Source organism: Kocuria aegyptia (assembly GCF_039530085.1).
GTDB lineage: Bacteria > Actinomycetota > Actinomycetes > Actinomycetales > Micrococcaceae > Kocuria > Kocuria aegyptia.
Genome location: NZ_BAAAOA010000046.1, coordinates 108,426 through 126,925 on the forward strand (window position 1 = coordinate 108,426; position 18,500 = coordinate 126,925).

Below are 18,500 nucleotides of genomic sequence, written 5' to 3' on the forward strand. Positions count from 1 at the left end.
GGGGCGACGGCGTGCTCGGCCGCCCATCACATCGTCGCGCTCCGGGCCGCCACGGTGCGGTGCGGGCGCCGCCCGGCGCACGCACCATCTGCTTCGTTGCTCCTCGTCATGGGCACGACGGTGGGCAGCAGCCCTTTTCGTCGGCTCTGCGGGTCCCGAGGGCAGGACAGGCGTTCTTCTGCGCCGCCTGTGGGCGCGCCCTCGCCACCGAGCACGTCCCAGGGCACACTCCTCAGCGCAGCGCCGCGCGCACCTCGGGCCGGCCCGCCACGACGAGCCACACCACGTTGACCGCCACCAGGACGGTGGTGCTCAGGCCGGGCAGGAGGTGCCCGCCCAGCAGGAAAACCACCAGGTCGAAGAGGTCGCCGAGCACGGCCAGGGAGCAGAAGACGATGCCGAGGATCCAGCCCCACTGCAGCTGCTCGCGCAGCGGGAACCAGACGAGGGCGTAGAGCGCCGCCGTCAGCACCACGCCGAACAGCATCACGGCCGCGCCCAGCCCGCCCCCGGGCAGTCCCGGGACCCGGACCACGTCCTCCATGCCGGGCAGCGTGCTGGGGCCGGCGACCGCCTGCACGAACGAGTCAGCCACGCTCACCGCGAGGGAGAGCAGGGTGAGCCGCAGCAGCAGCCGCAGCCGGGCGGTCATCGGCGGCCGGGGCGGGACCGTCCCGGGGACCGGGTCGCCGCCCGGACGGTGCGGGCCACCGGGACCGTGCGGGTGCTGGCTCATGGCCGGTGCCTCCTGGCGCGTGCGGAGTGTGCTCACCGCCGAACCTACCGCCCCCGGGTCCGCCCGGCACGGGTTTCCACGGGGCGTTCCCCGAGGCCTTCGGCCGAGGCGGCCCCTGCGACGTGGATCACCCGGGGTAGGGTGGCACGGTAGGCACCGACGGCGCGACCGCTCGTCGGTCGTGCGCGCCACCGTGACGACCGACCAGCCAGGAGCAGCCGCGACATGACGACTCAGCACGACCGCACCGCCGCCCCCGATCGCCACCGCGCCGAGGTGATCGATGCCCCGCTGCGTGCGGACGTCCGCCGCATCACCACCCTGCTGGGGGAGACCCTGGCCCGCCAGCGCGGCGAGGAGCTGCTGGAGCTGGTCGAGCAGGTCCGCCGGCTCACCAAGGACGCGAAGGACGCCAAGGCCTCCGGGACCGACGACGCCGCGGGCCAGGTCCGCGACCTGCTCGGCTCCCTGCCCCTCGACCGGGCGACGGACCTGGTGCGGGCCTTCGCCCACTACTTCCACCTGGCCAACGCCGCCGAGCAGGTGCACCGCGTGCGGGTGCTCGGCCGCCGCCCCGAGGACGAGGGGTGGCTCGCCGCCGCCGTCACCGACGTCGCCGCCGAGGCCGGTCCCGATGCGCTGCGGGAGGCGGTGGGCAGACTGGACGTCCGGCCGGTGTTCACCGCGCACCCCACCGAGGCCTCCCGGCGCTCCGTGCTGACCAAGATCCGGCACCTCTCCGACATCCTGGCCCGTGAGACCCCCGAGGGCTCCGCCGCGCGCCGCAGCCAGGACCGGCGCCTCGCCGAGCTGATCGAGCTCCTCTGGCAGACTGACGAGCTGCGCCAGAACCGCCCCACCCCGCTCGACGAGGCCCGCAACGCCCTGTACTACCTGCGCGAGGTCCTCACCGAGACGATGCCCGTGCTGCTCGCGGACCTCGAGGAGCAGCTCGCCCAGCACGACGTCCACCTGCCGGCGAGCACCCCGCCGCTGCGCTTCGGCTCCTGGATCGGCGGCGACCGGGACGGCAACCCCAACGTCACCCCCGAGATGACCCGCCGGGTGCTCCAGCTGCAGGGGCAGGCGGCCGTCGACATCGCCCTGGGCTTCCTGGACGTGCTGATCTCCCGGTTGTCCTCCTCCACCGCCATCGTCGAGATCGACCCCGAGCTCCAGGAGTCCGTGGAGCGGGACGTCGCCCACCTGCCCGGCCTGGACCCGCGGGTCCTGGAGCTCAACGCGCAGGAGCCCTACCGGCTCAAGCTCACCTGCATCAAGGCCAAGCTGATCAACACGCGCCGCCGCTTCGCGGAGGAGACCGTCCACGAGCCGGGCCGCGACTACCGGAGCACCGCGGAGCTCGTGGCCGACCTCGACGTGGTGGCCCGCTCGCTGCGCCACCACGCGGGGTCGCTCGCCGCCGACGGCACGCTCGCGGCCGCCACCCGCACGATCGCCGGGTTCGGCCTGGGCCTGGCCACCCTGGACGTCCGCGAGCACGCCGACGCCCACCACGAGGCCGTGGGTCAGCTGCTCGACCGGCTCGGCGAGCTCGACCAGCCCTACGCGGACATGGACCGCGGCGCGCGCGCCGCCGTGCTCGCCGGGGAGCTCGCCGGCCGCCGTCCTCTCGCCCCGCCAGGGCTGGCCACGGGGGCCGTGCAGCTCGACGGCGACGCGGACCGGACGTTCGCCGTCTTCCGGGAGATCGCCCGGGCCCAGGAGACCTACGGCGAGGAGATCGTCGAGACCTACATCGTGTCCATGACCCGCGACGCGGACGACATCCTGGCGCCCGTGATCCTGGCCCGCGAGGCCGGGCTGGTGGACCTCACCGGTGAGCAGGACCGCGCCACCCTCGGCTTCGCGCCGCTGCTGGAGACGGTCCAGGAGCTGCGCCGCTCCGCGGAGGTCATCGACGAGCTGCTCTCCGACCCGGCCTACCGGCGGGTGGTCGCCGCGCGCGGGAACATCCAGGAGGTCATGCTCGGCTACTCCGACTCCAACAAGGAGTCCGGGGTGATGACCAGCCGGTGGGAGATCCACCGGACCGAGCGCCGGCTGCGCGATGTCGCCGCCCGGCACGGGGTGCGGCTGCGGCTCTTCCACGGCCGCGGCGGGTCCGTGGGGCGCGGCGGCGGGCCCACCCACGACGCGATCCTGGCCCAGCCCAGCGGCGTGCTGGCCGGCGAGATCAAGTTCACCGAGCAGGGCGAGGTCATCAGCGACAAGTTCTCCCTCCCCGCCCTGGCCCGCGAGAACCTCGAGCTGTCCCTGGCCGCCGTGCTGCGCGCCACGGCGCTGCACCAGGACCCGCGCTCCACCGAGGCGGAGCTGGACCGGTGGGGCGAGGTCATGGACGTGGTCAGCGACGCCGCCTTCGCCGCCTACACGGGCCTGGTCGAGGACCCCGACCTGCCGGAGTACTTCCTCTCCGCCACCCCGGTGGAGCAGCTGGGTGCGCTGAACATCGGCTCCCGCCCGGCCAAGCGCCCGTCGTCGGACAAGGGCCTGTCCGGGCTGCGGGCCATCCCGTGGGTCTTCGGCTGGACGCAGTCCCGCCAGATCGTGCCCGGCTGGTTCGGGGTGGGCTCCGGCCTGCGCGCCGCCCGCGAGGCGGGGATGGAGGAGGACCTGCGCACCATGCTGGCGCGCTGGCACTTCTTCCGCTCCGTGATCTCCAACGTGGAGATGACCGTGGCGAAGACCGACCTGGAGATCGCCGCCCACTACGTCCGGGCGCTCGTGCCGGAGCGGCTCCAGCACGTGTTCGAGGCGATCCGCCGCGAGTACGAGCTCACCCTCGACGAGCTGGCCCGGCTCACCGGGCAGGCGGAGCTGCTGGACGGCAACCCCACCCTGAAGCAGACGCTCGAGGTGCGGGACCAGTACCTCGATCCCATCTCCTACCTGCAGGTCGAGCTGCTCCGCCGGATCCGGGAGCACGACGCCGAGGGCCGGGAGGTCGACGAGGGCCTGCAACGAGCCCTGCTCATCACCATCAACGGGGTGGCCGCCGGCCTGCGCAACACCGGCTGACCGGCCGCGGCCCGGCGGTCCGCCGCCGGGCCGCGGCTCAGACGAGCAGCTGGTGGCGAGCCAGCTCGCGGTAGAGCTCCGAGGTGCTCAGGAGCTCGTCGTGGGTGCCCACGGCCGTCACGCGGCCCTGGTCGAGCACCACGATCTGGTCGGCGCCGGCCACGGTGGACAGCCGATGGGCGACGATGAGCACCGTTCGCCCGGCCGCGGCGGAGCGGATCGCGGTGTGCAGGGCCTTCTCGTTGCGGGAGTCCAGGCTGGCGGTGGGCTCGTCGAGCAGCATCAGCGGGGTGTCCGCGAGCAGGGCCCGGGCGATGGCCAGGCGCTGGCGCTCGCCGCCGGAGAGACCGGCGCCGTCGTCCCCCACGGTGGCGTCCAGGCCGTCGGGGTGCGCCTGGACGCGCTCCAGGAGGTTGACGGCGTCCAGCACCGCCCGGCAGGAGTCCTCGTCGGCCTCGGGGGCCGCGAGCACGAGGTTCTCCCGCAGGGACCCGGCCAGCACCGGCGCGCTCTGCTCCACGAAGCCGATCCGGGCCCGCAGATCGGCGCGGGACATGGCGCGCACGTCGGTGCCGTCGAGCCGGATGGACCCTGCATCGGGGTCGTAGAAGCGTTCGACCAGGGAGAGCAAGGTGGACTTGCCCGCCCCCGACGGCCCGACGATCGCGGTGGTCGACCCGGCGGGGACCGTGAAGCCGAGGCGCTCGAGCACGGGACGGCCGGATCCGTACGCGAAGCTGACCTCGTCGAAGACCAGCTCGACGGGTCGCCGGCCCTCTCCCGGACCGGCTGCGCCGCTCCCGGGGCGAGGTGCGGGGTCCGTCCGGTCCGGTGCGTCGTCGGCGTCCTCGCGGGGCAGGTCCAGGATCTCCTGGATGCGGCCCAGGGCGCCCAGGGCGGTGCGTACCGTGGTGACCGCGGAGAAGAACTGCCCCAGGGGCATGACCATCATGAAGAGGAACAGGATGAAGGTCACCAGGTCGGCGACCGCGAGCGCGCCGGAGGCCACGCGGTAGCCGCCCACGCCGAGCACGGCCAGGAAGGATCCCTGGACGGCCAGTCCGCTGATGGGCCAGAGCACGGCGCCCACGCCGGCGACGCGCACCCCGTAGCCGTAGGCCGACACCGCCTCGGCCTCCAGCCGGGCGATCTCGCGGTCGGTGGCCCCGCCGGCGCGGATGGTGCGCACCGCCGACACGGCGCGTTCCACGCCCGCGGCGAGCCGGCCCACCGCCTCCTGGGCGGAGCGGGTGAGGGACTGGATCCGTGCCGAGGCGACCACCACGGCCACCACGGCCACCAGGACGACGCCGAGCGTGATGCCGAGCAGCAGCGGGTCCAGCAGTGCCATCCCGACCAGCGCGCCGGTGAACACCAGAGCCCCGCCGAGGGCGTCCACGAGCCCGCCGGTCAGGGCGGCCCGCACCATGGTGGTGTCCGAGCCGACCCGGGAGACCAGGTCCCCGGCCCGGCGGGCGTCGTGCTCCCGCACGGGCAGGTGCAGCAGCTGTCCCACGAGTCTCCGGCGGGCGGAGAGCACCACGCCCTCGGCCGTGCGCTCGAGCAGGTACTGGTGCACCGCGCCCACCAGGCCGGCGCCGAGAACCAGCAGCACCAGCCCCGCGACCTCCGGCGCCGGCGAACGGGCGGTGCCGATGGACCCGATGACGCGGTTGACGACCACCGGCTGCGCCAGGCTCAGCCCGGCCCCCAGCACGGACAGGACGAGCACCCCGCCCAGGACGCCACGGTGCTCCGTGAGGTAGGCCGTGAGGTCGCGGAAACGCCCCCGGGGCGCCTGCATCGCATCAGCGGCGGGCTCAGCCACGTCCGAACCTCGAGCCCCCGTACTTGCGGTGCACCGCCTGCCGGCTCACTCCCATGGCCGCGGCGATCTGCGCCCAGGACGCGCCGCGGGCTCGGGCCCGGCGCACGGCCACGGTCTCCGCCTGCGACACCTGCCGGTGCAGCTCCGCCGTGGCCGCCAGCGCCCGCAACGGGTCGTCGTCCTCCGCCTGCGCCACCAGCGCGCCCATCGTGACCTCACTCATCGCCGGACCACCTCCTGGGCGTCAACGTACGATGACAACTCGACGGGTGTCAATACTTGTTGACACGGGTGGTGCGCCGGTGGGCCCGTCCTGCGTTCCCGGCCCCGGAGCGGTCAGGGAACCGGGGACAGCAGGGCGAGGGCTCCGAGCACGGACAGTCCCGCCCGGAGGTGGTTGGCCCGCCCCCACGGCCGTGCGTACGCGGACCACACCACGTCCCGGCGATCCGTGTGCGCCAGTCCGGTGTTGAGCGGGACGTTGACCGCCAGGGTCAGAACCCATCCCGCGAGGGAGGCCAGCGCGCCCGCCACCCGGACCGGCGCACCGGTCCCGGACACGGCCGTGCCCACCACGACCAGGCAGGCGAGGGCGGTGCCGAAGAACAGGATCAGGAACGGGGCGCGCACCGCGGCCCGGTTCACGGCGATCATCGCCGAGACGGCCTCGCCCGAGGGGCGGCGCCCCAGTGCAGGCAGCACCACGAGGGAGAACGCCAGGTAGAAGCCACCGAGGAGGCCCGAGCCGACTCCGGCGACGAGCACCGGCCACACGTCCAGGGTCCGGGGCTCAGTCGCCGACGGCGTCGCGGCCGCGCCGGACGATCAGCGGGTCGGGCAGATGGACGACGTCCGGGTCCTTGTCCTCGTAGTCGAACTGGTCCAGGAAGAAGCGCATCGCGTTGACCCGCGCCCGCTTCTTGTCGTTGGACTTCACCGTGACCCACGGGGCGTGGTCGGTGTCGGTGCGCAGGAACATCTCCTCCTTCGCGTCCGTGTAGTCCTCCCACCGGTCCAGGGAGGCCAGGTCCATCGGCGAGAGCTTCCACCGGCGCACCGGGTCGATCTGACGGATCGCGAACCGGGTGCGCTGCTCCTGCTGGGTGACGGAGAACCAGAACTTGGTCAGGTGGATGCCCGAGTCCACGAGCATCTTCTCGAACACCGGGGCCTGGGCCATGAACTGCTCGTACTGCCGGTCCGTGCAGAAGCCCATCACGCGCTCGACCACCGCCCGGTTGTACCAGGAGCGGTCGAAGAGCACCATTTCCCCGGCCGTGGGCAGGTGGCGGATGTAGCGCTGGAAGTACCACTGACCGGCCTCCCGGTCCGAGGGCTTGGTCAGGGCCACGACCCGGGCCGCCCGCGGATTGAGGTACTCGGTGAAGCGCTTGATCGTCCCGCCCTTGCCGGCGGCGTCGCGGCCCTCGAACACGATCACGTGCTGGAGGTCGTGGTCCTGGCCCCAGTACTGGAACTTCAGCAGCTCGATCTGCAGCCGGTACTTCTCGAGCTCGTACTCCTCCCGGCTCATCAGCTCGTCGTAGGGGTAGTCCTCCCGCCAGGTCTCCACGGCCGAGCCCCCTGGATCGATCAGGTCCGGGTCCTCCTCGTGCCCGTGGGGCACGGTGTAGCCCTTTCGGGTGAGGTGGTCGATGAACTCCCGCAGGTTCTCGCGCACCCCCCACTGGTCGGCGGGCATCCACTGCCGTTTTCCGTCGGGCATCGGCCGATCCTCTCCGGTCGGAGTCTCTTGAGCGCAGTGTAGGCGGGCTCATCCTGACCCGCTCGGGCGGCGGGCACGTGACCGCCCGATGAACAGCACGAGGCTGGTGCGGCCGGTCCGTTCCCCCGCGGCCCGGCGGGGGAGCCTGCGGCGCGCGCTCCCGCGCGGGGCTGTGATCGCGGCCGTCTACCGGGGCTCGTCCGCGGCGCCGTCGATGCCCACGCTGACGTCGTGGCGGACGGCGGTTCCGTGCTCCACCGTCCGTGAGACCGTGCAGTACTTGTCGTGGGAGAGGGCGACCAGGCGCTCGACCATGCCGGCGGCCTTGCGGCCGGCCGCGTCGTCGGGGAACGAGAGGTGGAAGGAGAGGCGCAGGTCCGCCAGGCGGTTCGCGCCGTTCTCCTCGACGACCTTCTGCCCCGTGGCCTCGACCCGGAACTGCGAAGGCTCCGCGCTGCGGGAGGTCGCGGTGTCCACGTCGATGGAGGAACACCCGGCGATGGCGGCCAGCAGCAGTTCCACGGGGGACAGCAGGCCCTCACCGCGGCCGAAGGCGATCTCGGCCCCCGCGAGGTTGCGGGCAATGTAGTGGCCGGTGGTGGTGCGGCTCAGCTCGACGGAACGCGGCGTGGGGTCCTTGATCTCACTCATGAGCCCATGATGCCAACCCGGCCTCCACCGGCGGCCGGAACAGGGTGCAGCACTCCGCCGATGCTGAAGGCCGACCCGGTCGTGGACCAGGTTCCAGGCATTCACCCCACGGAGAAGTGGAGAGCACGCAGCCGGGTCGCGTCCGCCGCGGCCGGCACCGAGCCGGGCAAGGTGCCGGCGCGTCCGCTCCTGCTGCTGAGGCTCCGCTGCCGTCGGGCATCAGGAGGATGCAGGACGACTCGCCTGGGGCGGAACTGCCGGTCGCCGGCCGGTCAGGGCGGGCCGCGGTGCTTCCGCCGGTGCTGGTGTCGCCACTAGCCTGGGAGCACCACGACCGGCGCCGGGGACGTCCGGGGCGGGGAGCACGGGGCGGGGAGCACGGGGTGGATGCAGGAAGTGGAAATCCCGACAGTGACGAGCAGAGCCTTCCGTCCCAGGGCGGCGCCCGCCGGGCCACGGTGGTCCTGTGGGCGCACCGGTTCGGCTTCCTCGTCACCAGCGTGCTGGCCGGCTGGGGCGTTTACCACCTCGTCCTCGAGGAGGTCGACGACGATGGGCGCCTGCCCTGGCTGTTCCTGCCCGTCTGGGTGCTGTCGGCCTATGTGCTCCTGCCCCGGTTGAACCGTCTGCTCACCGGCATCTACGTCCCCAGCTACTTCATCGGGCGGGCCCGCACCTCCGACGGCTTGCTGGGGGACCCGGTCAACCTGGCGGTGGTGGGTACTCCCGCGCGGCTGTCCGCCGCGATGGTCGGGGCCGGCTGGACCGCCGCGGATCCGCTGACCCTGAGCACCGGCTGGCGCATCGTGCGGGCGTTCATGTTCCGCCGCAGCTACCCGGCGGCGCCCGTCAGTTCCCTGTTCGCCTTCGGTCACAGGCAGTCCCTGGCGTTCGAGCGGGAGGTGGCGGGCAGCCCGGCCCAGCGCCACCACGTCCGGTTCTGGATCTGCCCGCCGGGGTGGAGGCTCCCGGGCGGATACGCCGTCGACCTCATCGGGGCGGCCACCTTCGACCGGCGCGTGGGACTGTCCCTGTTCACGTTCCAGATCACCCACAAGATCGCCGCAGACACCGACCGAGAGCGCGACCTCGTCGTCGCATCCCTGCACTCCGTGGGCGCTACGATCCAGGTCGTCCAGCAGTACTCCTCCGGCTATCACGCCCGCAACGGGGGCGGGGACGCCATCGAGACGGACGGGGACCTGCCCATCATCAACGTCTGCCCGTACGGCGCGCCGGGGGGCGGACCCGGCGCCGGATGAGCAGTCCCGTCGGGCAGAACCACCGGAAGATCCCGCGACCCGGCCCGCCGAGCGGCACCGGCGCCGGTTTCGTGCGTGTGCTCGAAAGGTGGGACGTCAGGTCGGGACCGCGCCCGAGGGTCAGGACCCGTAACCCATGAGGCCCTGGTGCGCAATGGTCAGCGTTCCGGGTTGGGTGTGAAGGTGTGGCCCAGGGCGGTGGAGACCTCGGCGAAGATCCGTGTGGCCGGGGTGGCGCACGGCAGGGTCTTGGGGTCATCGGCCAGCACCGGGGACTCCGGGCAGTCCCCGGAGGGAATGTCGCTGGTGGCCTGCACGACCACGGTGGTGTCGGTGGTGGTGTCGTAGTAGACGGTGGTGTTGTAGCCGGGCAGCGTCCCGGTGTGCCCGACCCAGCCGTCGATGCACCCGAAGCCCAGCCCGTAGCCGGACTCGGGAGGCCGGAACGAGGTGAGGCGCTCCCGCTGGGCCTCCGGTTCCAGCAGTCCGTGCCCGGTGCCCATGGCCCTGCCGTAGACCAGCAGGTCGTCCACGTCCGAGATCAGCGCCCCGGCAGTGGCTCCCCAGGTGGGGTTCCAGTGGGTGGCGTCGGCCGGTGCTTCCGGGGTCGCGGTGTCGCCCTGGAGCGTGAAGCCCTGCGCGTAGGGTTCCGGCATCTCGGTGGACGCCCCGGGCCAGGTGGTCTCGTCGAGCTCCAGCGGGTCGAAGACGTTCTCCTCCAGGACCTCCCCGACCGGTTGGCCGGTGACCTGCTCGATGACCAGGCCCAGCAGGATGTAGTTGGTGTTGGAGTAGTCGAACTGCGCACCGGGGGCGAACAGGGGGGATTCCGAGACGCCGACGGCGACCAGTTCCTCCGGGGTGAAGACCTGCTGCGGATCCGCGAAGAAGCGGTCCGTGAACTGGGTGCTGCGGGTGTAGCTGGCCACACCGCTGGTCATGTCCGTCAGCTGCCGCAGGGTGATCTGCTCCCCGTTGGGGATGCCCTCGATGTAGTCGGCGATGGGGTCCTCCATGGAGAGCTGTCCCTCCTCGGCCAGCTGCAGGACCAGGGTGGCGGTGAAGGGTTTGGTGACCGATCCGATGCGGGTGTGCACCCCCACCTCCATGGGCTCCCCGGTGGCGGGGTCGGCCACCCCGTAGGCCTGGGTCCAGGTGCCCTCGGGGGTGGAGACCCCGACGACCGCACCAGGGGTGGAGGCCTGGCGAACGAGGCCCGGGCAGCGGCATCCAACGTCGTCGCCAGCTCCTCGGGCAACGGCTCGGCCATCTGCGAGGAGGGTTCCCGGGTGACCACGTCGTCGACATCGGTCACACAGGCGTCAGAGCCCGTGGCCGAAGCCGACGGTGTCGCTGAGGCGACCGGGGTGGCTGCCGGCCCGGCCGGGGAGGGCGGGGCGGCGGTTGCCCCGCCGGTCCCGAAGAGGAGCACCGCCGCCGTGGCGGCGGCGAACGTGTGACGCGTGGTTCGTGCGGGTGATGACATCTGCGTTTCCCTCTCGATCGCCGCAGGTCACCTCCGGTGAGGTGCCTGCACCCGGAGAACAGTGCTTCGGGCTCAGTCGTCATGGACGACGACGTCGACCCCTACGCCCCGCTCCACCGCGAAGGCACATCCAGGCAGCACGCACAGGCAAAGGAACCGATGGGATGACGGGCCGATCCACGGCCCCGGATCACGCACCGGACCCGACGAACTCATGAGCCAGGCGGTGTCCCCAGGGTAGGACGGCCTTCCGGACCGGTCGGCTGATCTGCCCCGGATCGTTACCCAACCACCGAAGATGTCACCCCCCTCTGCGGCTGGGGCGCCACCCAGCACCTGGTCTCAGGACCTGCAGGGTCGCCCGCCGCCGGAGCGGTGGTTCACAGTGCCGGCGCGATGACGAGAACGCACCCCGCCACTCGAGAGGTCCTGACCGAGGTGGTCGGCCTCGGCTGGTGTCAGCACGCTCTCGCCCGAGGCCGTATCCGATGCGCCGACATATTACGGCGAGCGGTTCCGGTCGGTGACCGGGTTCACTAGGGTCAGGTGCACCTGCCGGCACACGTGAGTCCTCCACCAGCGAGCCGACTGCACCTCTCGGCGTTCCCGCCGTCCACCGGTGTGCCCGGTTCCACCCGGACCACCGAGGTCCCACAGGGTCCGCGAGGGATCGGGCGGTCCGGGGAGCGAGGACTCCGCGGGACCCCTCACGCCCTGCGTGGGCGGGCACCGGCCGAGCACACCACTACAACGAAGTAGGGAAGCGCGATGACCACGACAACCACCATCCACTCCGGATCAACACCTCCTGCGTCCATGGCACCCCAGGAGATCGCGTCCACCGTTGGAGGGCTCCGGCCTCAGCCCCTGGAGCAGCGCCGGTACGGCGCCTCCCCGGTCGAGAACCTCGTGCGTGCCCCCGGCCGCTGGAGTCCTGAGCGGGAGCGCCCCGAGGACGACGAAGCGGTCGTCACCGCGGTGCTGGACGCCGTCATCCACCGCTCCCTCCGGGAGCGCCCCGAGGACGACGAGGTGTTCCTCACCTACACGAGCGAGCCCGCCTGCCGTCGCGTGAGGTGAGGCCCCGGGCAGGGCGATGGGCGGCCGGCGCAGAGCACGCCGGACGGGGCCGGTGCGCCCACACCCGGGATGCGAGGCCGAGGGCGCCGGTCCCGGACCGGTCGACGTGCGATCGCCGGCCGGCCAGGAGCGGAGCGGGTCCTGGCGCGCCACCGCCCATGGCCCGGCGCCCGCGTGGTCAGCTGTTGCGCCGGGCGGTCCGCACGCCGAGCACCACCGTGGCGAGGACGAGCAGGACGCCCAGCAGCTGGAGGCCCGGGGAGTCGTCGGCCTCCCCGAGGACAACGCCGGCCACACCCGTCGCCAGGCCGACGACGACGATGACGATGGCAGGAACGCGCTTCACGGGGTGTCCTTCCTCGGGTGCGGAACGCCCGCGAAGCGCGGGGGAGGCGGTGTGGCGCGAGCTGGCGCACGGGGCACCGGACGGTTCACTCCTCGACCCACTCGAGCAGATCACCCGGCTGGCACTCGAGCACCCGGCACATGGCCTCCAGGGTGGAGAAGCGCACGGCCTTGGCCCGGCCGTTCTTGAGCACCGCGACGTTGGCCGGGGTGAGCCCGATGCGGTCGGCGAACTCGCCGACGCTCATCTTGCGCTTGGCCAGCTCGACGTCGATGCGCACGACGATGGGCATCAGATCACCGCTTCCATGTCCGTGCGCAGGGTCGTGGCCTGGCGCAGCAGCGCCCGCATCACGATCATCAGCAGACCCAGCACGGTGACACCCGTCAGCATCAGGAGCAGCAGCAGCGGCAGCCCGGGGTCGCCGGCGTTGAAGCCGACGTAGAGGAACACTCCCAGCAGCACCGCCCAGGCGGTGCCGACCGCCCACACGATGGCGTCGACCCACACCAGCGACGCCGTGGTGAAGATGCGGTCCTTCTCGACCAGGGTGAGCAGCTTCCAGGTGCACACGATGACCACCTGCGCGCACAGCACCCAGAACACCGTCACGGCCGTGGCCGGCCACCTCAGGTACGCCATGTCCGGGGACTCCTGGGCCATGTGTGCGAACTGCCCGGGCAGCGACATGACCTGGAACAGCACCAGGATCCCGAACAGGAGCGCGAGAAAGATTCTGAGCAGGACGACCGCCCGATGATCACCATTCATGCATCGAGTTTCACCTGGTATCTATCGAATGTCAATAGACACCCGTCTTCGGGTCCATGGCGGAGCGCCTGGCGCGTCGTCTCAGGCCCCGGTCTGCGCAGGCTCGCTCGGGGCCGGGCTGAAGATGGCCAGCAGTTCGTCCACCTCGTGGTCGGCGGTGGCCGGGTGGCGGAAGTGCTGGTGCCGGTCGACCGTGTAGTGACTGCGCCGGCCCACCCGCTGGCGGGTGAGGTAGCCGGCGTCCTCGAGGTCCTTGAGGATGGCCAGCGTGGCGCGCACGGTGATCCCGACCCGGGCGGCGATCTCGCTGACCCGGGCGTCCGGGGAGCCGGCCACGGCCAGCAGGACGTGACCGTGGTTGGTGAGCAGCGTCCATGGTGGCCGCTGGACCGGGTGGAGGTGCTGCGTCCCGTCTTCCGCGGGAGGGCGTCGGGGTGCGGAGGAGGGCTCGGTGGTGTCGGGGCGGGTGCTGCGGGTCATGCCGAAGTCCTTTCCTGAACGGGGTCGGCGGGTCAGAGCTCGGCGAGCCTGCGGGAGCGGGCCGGGCGGCGCACGGTGAGCAGGGAGTCGCCGACCTCGGCCACGAGCACGGCCTCGGTCCCGTGCTGCACGGTGGGCACCGGGATCTCCGCCGGGGTGACGATCACGGCGGCCCCGGCCGGAGTGGTGCGGGCGGCGATGGCCTCGGCCTCCCGGCGCGCCTCGTGGTGCACCCGGGCGGCGATGACCGCGTCAGCGGTGAAGGCCGACCGCAGCATCGGCACGAGCAGCACCACCGGCCGGTGCTGCTCGGCGGCGATGCGTGCTGCGCGCCGGGCGACCGCGACGGCCTCCGGGCCGTCGGTGACCACCGCGGCCACAGGGCGTCGGGGAGCGTGGGTGGTGGTCATCGGGGATCTCCTTCGTGGTGGGCGTGCTCGGTGTCGCGGAGGGAGCCGTGCGCCCGGTCCTCCGGCGGCCGGGAGGGTCGGCGGCGGACCCGGGCGGGTTCCAGGGCGGCGGTCTCCGCCTCGGTCGCGACGTGGAAGGGCGGGTTCGCCGGGCCCGGCAGAGCCTGACGACCCTGGCCGTGGGTGGCCCGCAGGCTGGCCAGGACGGACACGGTGATGATCGTGGCCACCACCGCCAGGGAGACCGGGGTGGGGATGTAGAAGAGGTCGATCTTGAGCAGCATCTTGATCCCGACCCAGATCAGCACCAGTGCCAGGCCGATCTTGAGGTACACGAAGCGGTGGATGAGGTCCGCGAGCAGGAAGTACATCGCCCGCAGGCCCAGGATCGCGAAGGCGTTGGCGGTGAAGACCAGGAAGACCTCGTCGGTGACGGCGAAGATCGCCGGGATGGAGTCGACGGCGAAGACGATGTCGGTGACCTCGATGAGCACGAGCACGGCCAGCAGCGGGGTGGCCAGCAGCACCCCCTCCTTCCGGACCAGCAGCTTCTGGTCGTGGTAGGCATCGGTCATGGGCGCGAAGCGGCGGAAGGCGCGCAGCACCATCGACTGCTCGGGGTCCAGGTGCTCGTCGCGCCGGCGGATCATCTTCCACCCGGTGTAGAGCAGGAACGCGGCGAAGACGTAGAGGACCCAGGAGAAGTGCTGGATCAGCACCGCCCCGGCGGCGATGAAGATCCCGCGGAACACCAGCGCGCCGAGCACGCCCAGGAACAGCACCCGGTGCTGGAACTCCCGCGGGACGGCGAAGTAGCTGAAGACGATCGCCCACACGAAGACGTTGTCCACCGCCAGGGACTTCTCGATCAGGTACCCGGCGAAGTACTGCTGGCCGAACTCCGCGCCCCACACCTGCCAGACGATGACGCCGAAGGCCACACCGAAGGCCACCCACACCCCCGACCAGGCCGCGGCCTCGCGGACACCGATGACGTGGGCGCGGCGGTGGGCGAACAGGTCGACCGCCAGCATCACCACGATGAAGCCGAGCACCGCGGCCCAGGCCCAGAACGGAACCTCCATGACAAGATCCTTCCGATCGATCCGATCGGAGGTCTCTCCCGACCCTCGTGGGCCCGCCTGCCGGGTCCTCGCGGACCGCATTGACGACAGGGCGTCGGTGGGATACTCCCCTCCCCAGTCCAACAAGTGAAGCACGGTTCACCTGTCAGGACAAGATCCGCCGATGACCGCGGTGTCGTCGGCCTCCCAGCGGGTGTGCCGCAGATGCAGTGGGCCGATGGCCTTCCCGGCCCCTGCCCCTCCCCTCCTCCGGCGGGGACTCCTGGAGCAGCTTCAGTTCCTCCGTCACGATGGCGAGGACCTGGAGTTCGTGGAACCTGACCTCCGCACTGCGACCAGCAGCACCACAGGGAGCACCACAGGGGGCACGTCAGGCGCTGGTGCCCCGGCCGTGCAGGCGGTTCCGAGGCGGACATGCGGCGCGGAATAGGCCCTGCGGGCGTCACCGTTGACACTGGAACGTCAGTGCCCAGCGCTCAGGAGGCCGACTTGTCCCCATCACGACCGGCCTCGGACGGCCACGATCCCCAGGGGCCCGAGCAGAACCACCTGGATGCCGAGCTCGAAGCGCTGATCAGCGACTACCAGGAGCGGCACCAGGACGACGCGCGACTGCGCCGCATCGAGCGCATCATCCACACCGGTCACCGCGCCGCCGGGGAGGAGCCCGGGGCCTGTGCCGGTGAGATCCGCGAGGAGCAGATCGCCCCCGAACTGAGGACCCAGGACGTCCGGCGGGTCGCCGCCGGACTGCTGCGCACCGAGGCGGACATGAGGGCCTACGCGGCCGGTTTCGCCCGGCGCAGCACCGGGAAGGACCCGGCGGGACGGGACCTGGAGCGCCAGGCGCACGCGCTGGACGCCGCGGGCAGGAACTGGCTGCTGATGATCGGCCAGAACCGTGACCACGGACTGGTGGCCTGCCGCTTCGTCCGCGAGAAGGGCATCCCCCACGCCCGCGTGGTGTCCTTCACCGCGGAACGGCTGAAGCTGCCGATCCTCGTCGTCGAGCTCGACCCGGGCGAGGACAGCGCCCGCCCTCGGTGACCCCGGCCGGGGAGCCGTCCTCCGGGTCCGGGCGCCGCAGGAGGACACCGGCGTCGAGGCTGACCCCGCCGTCGAGGCTGACCCCGCCGTCGAGGTTGACCCCGCCGCCGGAGCGGACCGCCGGCGTCGGGGTCAGGCCCGCGTCGCCAGCACCAGTTCCGTGAGCGCGCTGAGCAGCGGCCCCTCGACCCCGAGGGCGGGTGCCTGCCCGAGGGCCCCCACGGGGTCCCGCCGCACGGCCTCGTGCACCCGCCGCTTGACCTCGTAGCTGATCTGGGCGTCGTTGAGCAGGTCGAAGACGCGGTCCGCGGGGTCCTGGGCGGCCACGGTGCGCAGCGCGGCCGAGCGCACCACGATCCGTGCCCCGGGGGCGACCCCCTCGACGGTGACCGAGGTGCGGTGCCCGCGCACGCCGTTGCCGGACCGGGAGACCCGCGCCGGGACCGTCTCCCCGTCCACGGCCACGGTCAGCGCCGCCGGCTCCTCGACACCGATGAAGGTGAGGACCCAGGTGCGCGCCGCCGGCAGGCAGCCGAGGTGGCCCTGCGCCGGGCCGACCGTGAACTGTCCGGCGGTGACGTCGACGGCGAGCGGAGTGCGCGCCCAGCGCGCCGGGTCGCGGCCGTCGCCGCTGTCGTCGTCCTCGTCCAGCACGGCGCGGTGCGAGGCACCGGCGACCACGAGGACCTCCAGCTCGGCGGGATTGCCGATCTCCGGCGCGGCGTCGTCGGACCCGGCGAGGGGCACGATCGCGCCGGCGCGGGCGAGGACGGGCACGTCGTCGAGGCCGCGGTGCAGCACGAGCTCCCGTCCGCCGTCGTAGACGGTGCCCGTGAACAGGTCCGTCCAGGACCCCTCCGGCAACCACACCGGCACCGCCGCGCGGGTGACCACGGGGTCCGCGGGGGAGGTGACCGGGGCGATCATCAGCTCGGCCCCGAACAGGTACTGGTGGCCGTACCGGTAGGCCTGCTCCGCCTCCGGGTGCTCGTGGTACAGCGGCCGGACCAGGGGGACGCCCTCCACGGCGGCGGACCGGTTGGCGGTGTGCAGATAGGGCACCAGGCGGTGCCGCAGCCGCAGCCCGCGCGCCATGGCCTCCGCGTAGGGGGAGCGGTAGCGCCACGGCTCCTTGGCGATGAAGTCGTTGTCGCCCGAGTGCAGGCGCAGGATCGGCGAGAACACCCCGAACTGCAGCCAGCGGGTGGCCAGCTCGTCGTCGCGGGCGCCGAAGACGTGCCCGCCGATGTCGTGGCTCCACCAGCCGAAGCCGATGTTCGCCGCCGTCGCCGTGAAGTACGGCTGGAACGCCAGCGAGGCCCAGGAGATGACGGTGTCGCCGGAGAAGCCGACCGGATACCGGTGGCTGCCCGGGCCGGCGTAGCGGGAGAGCGTCAGCGGGCGGGACCCGTCGGCGCCCGAGTCCAGGAAGTGGTAGTGGTTGAGCACCCACAGGGGGTCCACGCCCGGCAGCCGGGAGTGCGGCCCGGACTGCCAGTCGACCCACCAGAAGTCCACGCCGTCGGCCTCCAGGCCGCGGTGCAGCACCTCGAAGTACGCGGCCACGAAGTCCCGGTCGGTGACGTCGAAGGCCACGGGCTCCTCCGAGCCCGGCTCGCGCCCCAGGGCCTCGAGCATCGCCGGGTGCGCGTCCTCGAAGGAGCGCACCCCGTCGGCCGGGTGCAGGTTGAGCGTGACCCGGTAGCCGCGCTCGTGCGCCCACTCGAGGAACGCCCGGGGATCCGGGAACAGCTCCCGGTTCCAGGTGTAGCCCGTCCAGCCCGAGCCGTGCCTGCGCTCCACGTGCTCGTCCGTGAGGTGCCAGTCCATGTCCACCACCAGCACGGAGAACGGCAGCCGGTTCCGGTCGAACTCGGCGACCAGCTCGCGGTACTCGGCCTCGTCGTAGGCGTGGTACCGGCTCCACCAGTTGCCCAGCGCCCAGCGGGGCAGGACGGGCTGCGGCCCGGACAGGGCGTAGAGGTCGCGCAGCGCCTGCTGGTGGTCGTGGCCCCAGCCGAAGAGGTAGAGGTCCACGGCGCCCGCCTCGCCGGCGCGCGGCGCGTACCACCCGTCGTCCGTGAGCAGCACCGAGGCGGAGTCGTCGATCACCCCGAAGCCCTCGCGGGACGTGATGCCCGGCTCGAGCGGGATCGGGCCGTCGGCCTCGTCCAGGGTGCGGGCGGTCCCGCCCAGGGTGGGGACCGGGGTGCCGTAGCGCCACACGCTGTGGTAACTGGTCACGCCGCCGCGGATCTGCGCGGACAGCCCCGTCGGGCTGAAGGCCTGCTCGTCGTAGCCGAGGTGGATCCGGTCGGTCAGCAGCTCGATCCCGGACGCCGTGCGCTGCACTCGGAAGTCCGGCACCGGGAACCGGCGGTCGACCGCGAACGCGGACGGACGGTCCTCGAAGCGGCCGGTGGGACTGTACTCCAGACGCAGCAGCCCCGGGCTCAGCACGCTGATGCGGTAGTGCTCGCCGGCGACAACGGCGCGCGGGTCGACGGTTCCGTCACCGTGGGGCACGAAGTGGGGGAGTGGCATGCGCCC

General features: G+C 72.4%; 18 protein-coding genes. 4 read left to right on the forward strand and 14 right to left on the reverse strand.

Annotated elements, in window-relative coordinates; all coding sequences use genetic code 11:
• Positions 1–232: 232 nt before the first annotated feature.
• Positions 233–736 carry a hypothetical protein gene (locus ABD220_RS14800; RefSeq protein WP_344123818.1) on the reverse strand — a complete coding sequence of 168 codons (504 nt, stop codon included), beginning with the start codon at positions 734–736 and terminating at the stop codon, positions 233–235.
• Between the two features lie 225 nt (positions 737–961).
• Here ABD220_RS14800 and ppc point away from each other — a divergent pair, with 225 nt between their 5' ends.
• A complete protein-coding gene (gene ppc, locus ABD220_RS14805; RefSeq protein WP_344123819.1) occupies positions 962–3,778 on the forward strand; it encodes a phosphoenolpyruvate carboxylase in 2,817 nt (938 codons plus the stop codon).
• A 37-nt stretch (positions 3,779–3,815) separates the two neighbouring features.
• Here the strand turns inward: ppc and ABD220_RS14810 are convergent, their stop codons facing one another.
• The 5 genes from ABD220_RS14810 to ABD220_RS14830 all read right to left on the reverse strand — a co-directional run bounded on the left by ABD220_RS14810 (position 3,816) and on the right by ABD220_RS14830 (position 7,983).
• Entirely contained in the window at positions 3,816–5,606 is a 1,791-nt protein-coding gene (locus ABD220_RS14810) for an ABC transporter ATP-binding protein (RefSeq protein WP_344123821.1), read from the reverse strand.
• A complete protein-coding gene (locus tag ABD220_RS14815) occupies positions 5,599–5,829 on the reverse strand; it encodes a hypothetical protein (protein WP_344123823.1) in 231 nt (76 codons plus the stop codon). The genes ABD220_RS14810 and ABD220_RS14815 overlap by 8 nt, the downstream gene beginning before the upstream one ends.
• Positions 5,830–5,942: 113 nt before the next feature.
• On the reverse strand, positions 5,943–6,371 hold the full coding sequence (locus ABD220_RS14820; protein ID WP_344123825.1) for an anthrone oxygenase family protein: 429 nt from the start codon (positions 6,369–6,371) through the stop codon (positions 5,943–5,945).
• A 25-nt stretch (positions 6,372–6,396) separates the two neighbouring features.
• Positions 6,397–7,332, reverse strand: a complete 936-nt coding sequence (gene ppk2, locus ABD220_RS14825; RefSeq protein ID WP_344123827.1) for a polyphosphate kinase 2 — start codon at positions 7,330–7,332, stop codon at positions 6,397–6,399.
• A 186-nt stretch (positions 7,333–7,518) separates the two neighbouring features.
• Positions 7,519–7,983: an OsmC family protein gene (locus ABD220_RS14830; protein ID WP_344123829.1), complete on the reverse strand. Its 465-nt coding sequence runs from the start codon at positions 7,981–7,983 to the stop codon at positions 7,519–7,521.
• A 383-nt stretch (positions 7,984–8,366) separates the two neighbouring features.
• On the opposite strand from ABD220_RS14830, the gene ABD220_RS14835 reads away from it, so the two are divergent.
• On the forward strand, positions 8,367–9,245 hold the full coding sequence (locus tag ABD220_RS14835; RefSeq protein ID WP_344123831.1) for an LssY C-terminal domain-containing protein: 879 nt from the start codon (positions 8,367–8,369) through the stop codon (positions 9,243–9,245).
• A gap of 158 nt (positions 9,246–9,403) precedes the next feature.
• Here ABD220_RS14835 and ABD220_RS14840 read toward each other — a convergent pair whose 3' ends face one another.
• Positions 9,404–10,564 (reverse strand): serine hydrolase domain-containing protein, encoded by a 1,161-nt coding sequence (locus ABD220_RS14840; protein WP_344124784.1) that lies wholly within the window; start codon positions 10,562–10,564, stop codon positions 9,404–9,406.
• Positions 10,565–11,499: 935 nt separating this feature from the next.
• On the opposite strand from ABD220_RS14840, the gene ABD220_RS14845 reads away from it, so the two are divergent.
• Entirely contained in the window at positions 11,500–11,811 is a 312-nt protein-coding gene (locus ABD220_RS14845; protein ID WP_344123833.1) for a hypothetical protein, read from the forward strand.
• Between the two features lie 178 nt (positions 11,812–11,989).
• Here ABD220_RS14845 and ABD220_RS14850 read toward each other — a convergent pair whose 3' ends face one another.
• The 6 genes from ABD220_RS14850 to ABD220_RS14875 all read right to left on the reverse strand — a co-directional run bounded on the left by ABD220_RS14850 (position 11,990) and on the right by ABD220_RS14875 (position 14,903).
• Positions 11,990–12,157 (reverse strand): hypothetical protein, encoded by a 168-nt coding sequence (locus tag ABD220_RS14850; protein ID WP_344123835.1) that lies wholly within the window; start codon positions 12,155–12,157, stop codon positions 11,990–11,992.
• Between the two features lie 85 nt (positions 12,158–12,242).
• Entirely contained in the window at positions 12,243–12,449 is a 207-nt protein-coding gene (locus tag ABD220_RS14855) for a helix-turn-helix domain-containing protein (protein WP_344123837.1), read from the reverse strand.
• Positions 12,449–12,928: a DUF2975 domain-containing protein gene (locus tag ABD220_RS14860; protein WP_344123838.1), complete on the reverse strand. Its 480-nt coding sequence runs from the start codon at positions 12,926–12,928 to the stop codon at positions 12,449–12,451. Before ABD220_RS14860 ends, ABD220_RS14855 begins: the two co-directional genes overlap by 1 nt.
• Positions 12,929–13,009: 81 nt before the next feature.
• Positions 13,010–13,408 carry a helix-turn-helix transcriptional regulator gene (locus ABD220_RS14865; protein WP_344123841.1) on the reverse strand — a complete coding sequence of 133 codons (399 nt, stop codon included), beginning with the start codon at positions 13,406–13,408 and terminating at the stop codon, positions 13,010–13,012.
• Positions 13,409–13,440: 32 nt separating this feature from the next.
• On the reverse strand, positions 13,441–13,818 hold the full coding sequence (locus ABD220_RS14870; protein ID WP_344123842.1) for a hypothetical protein: 378 nt from the start codon (positions 13,816–13,818) through the stop codon (positions 13,441–13,443).
• Positions 13,815–14,903, reverse strand: a complete 1,089-nt coding sequence (locus tag ABD220_RS14875) for a TerC family protein (protein ID WP_344123843.1) — start codon at positions 14,901–14,903, stop codon at positions 13,815–13,817. Before ABD220_RS14875 ends, ABD220_RS14870 begins: the two co-directional genes overlap by 4 nt.
• A gap of 489 nt (positions 14,904–15,392) precedes the next feature.
• Between ABD220_RS14875 and ABD220_RS14880 the strand changes: the two genes are divergently transcribed.
• Complete coding sequence (locus ABD220_RS14880) at positions 15,393–15,950, forward strand: hypothetical protein (RefSeq protein ID WP_344123844.1); 558 nt, start codon at positions 15,393–15,395, stop codon at positions 15,948–15,950.
• Positions 15,951–16,082: 132 nt separating this feature from the next.
• Here ABD220_RS14880 and ABD220_RS14885 read toward each other — a convergent pair whose 3' ends face one another.
• A complete protein-coding gene (locus ABD220_RS14885; protein WP_344123846.1) occupies positions 16,083–18,494 on the reverse strand; it encodes a glycoside hydrolase family 31 protein in 2,412 nt (803 codons plus the stop codon).
• Positions 18,495–18,500 lie beyond the last annotated feature (6 nt).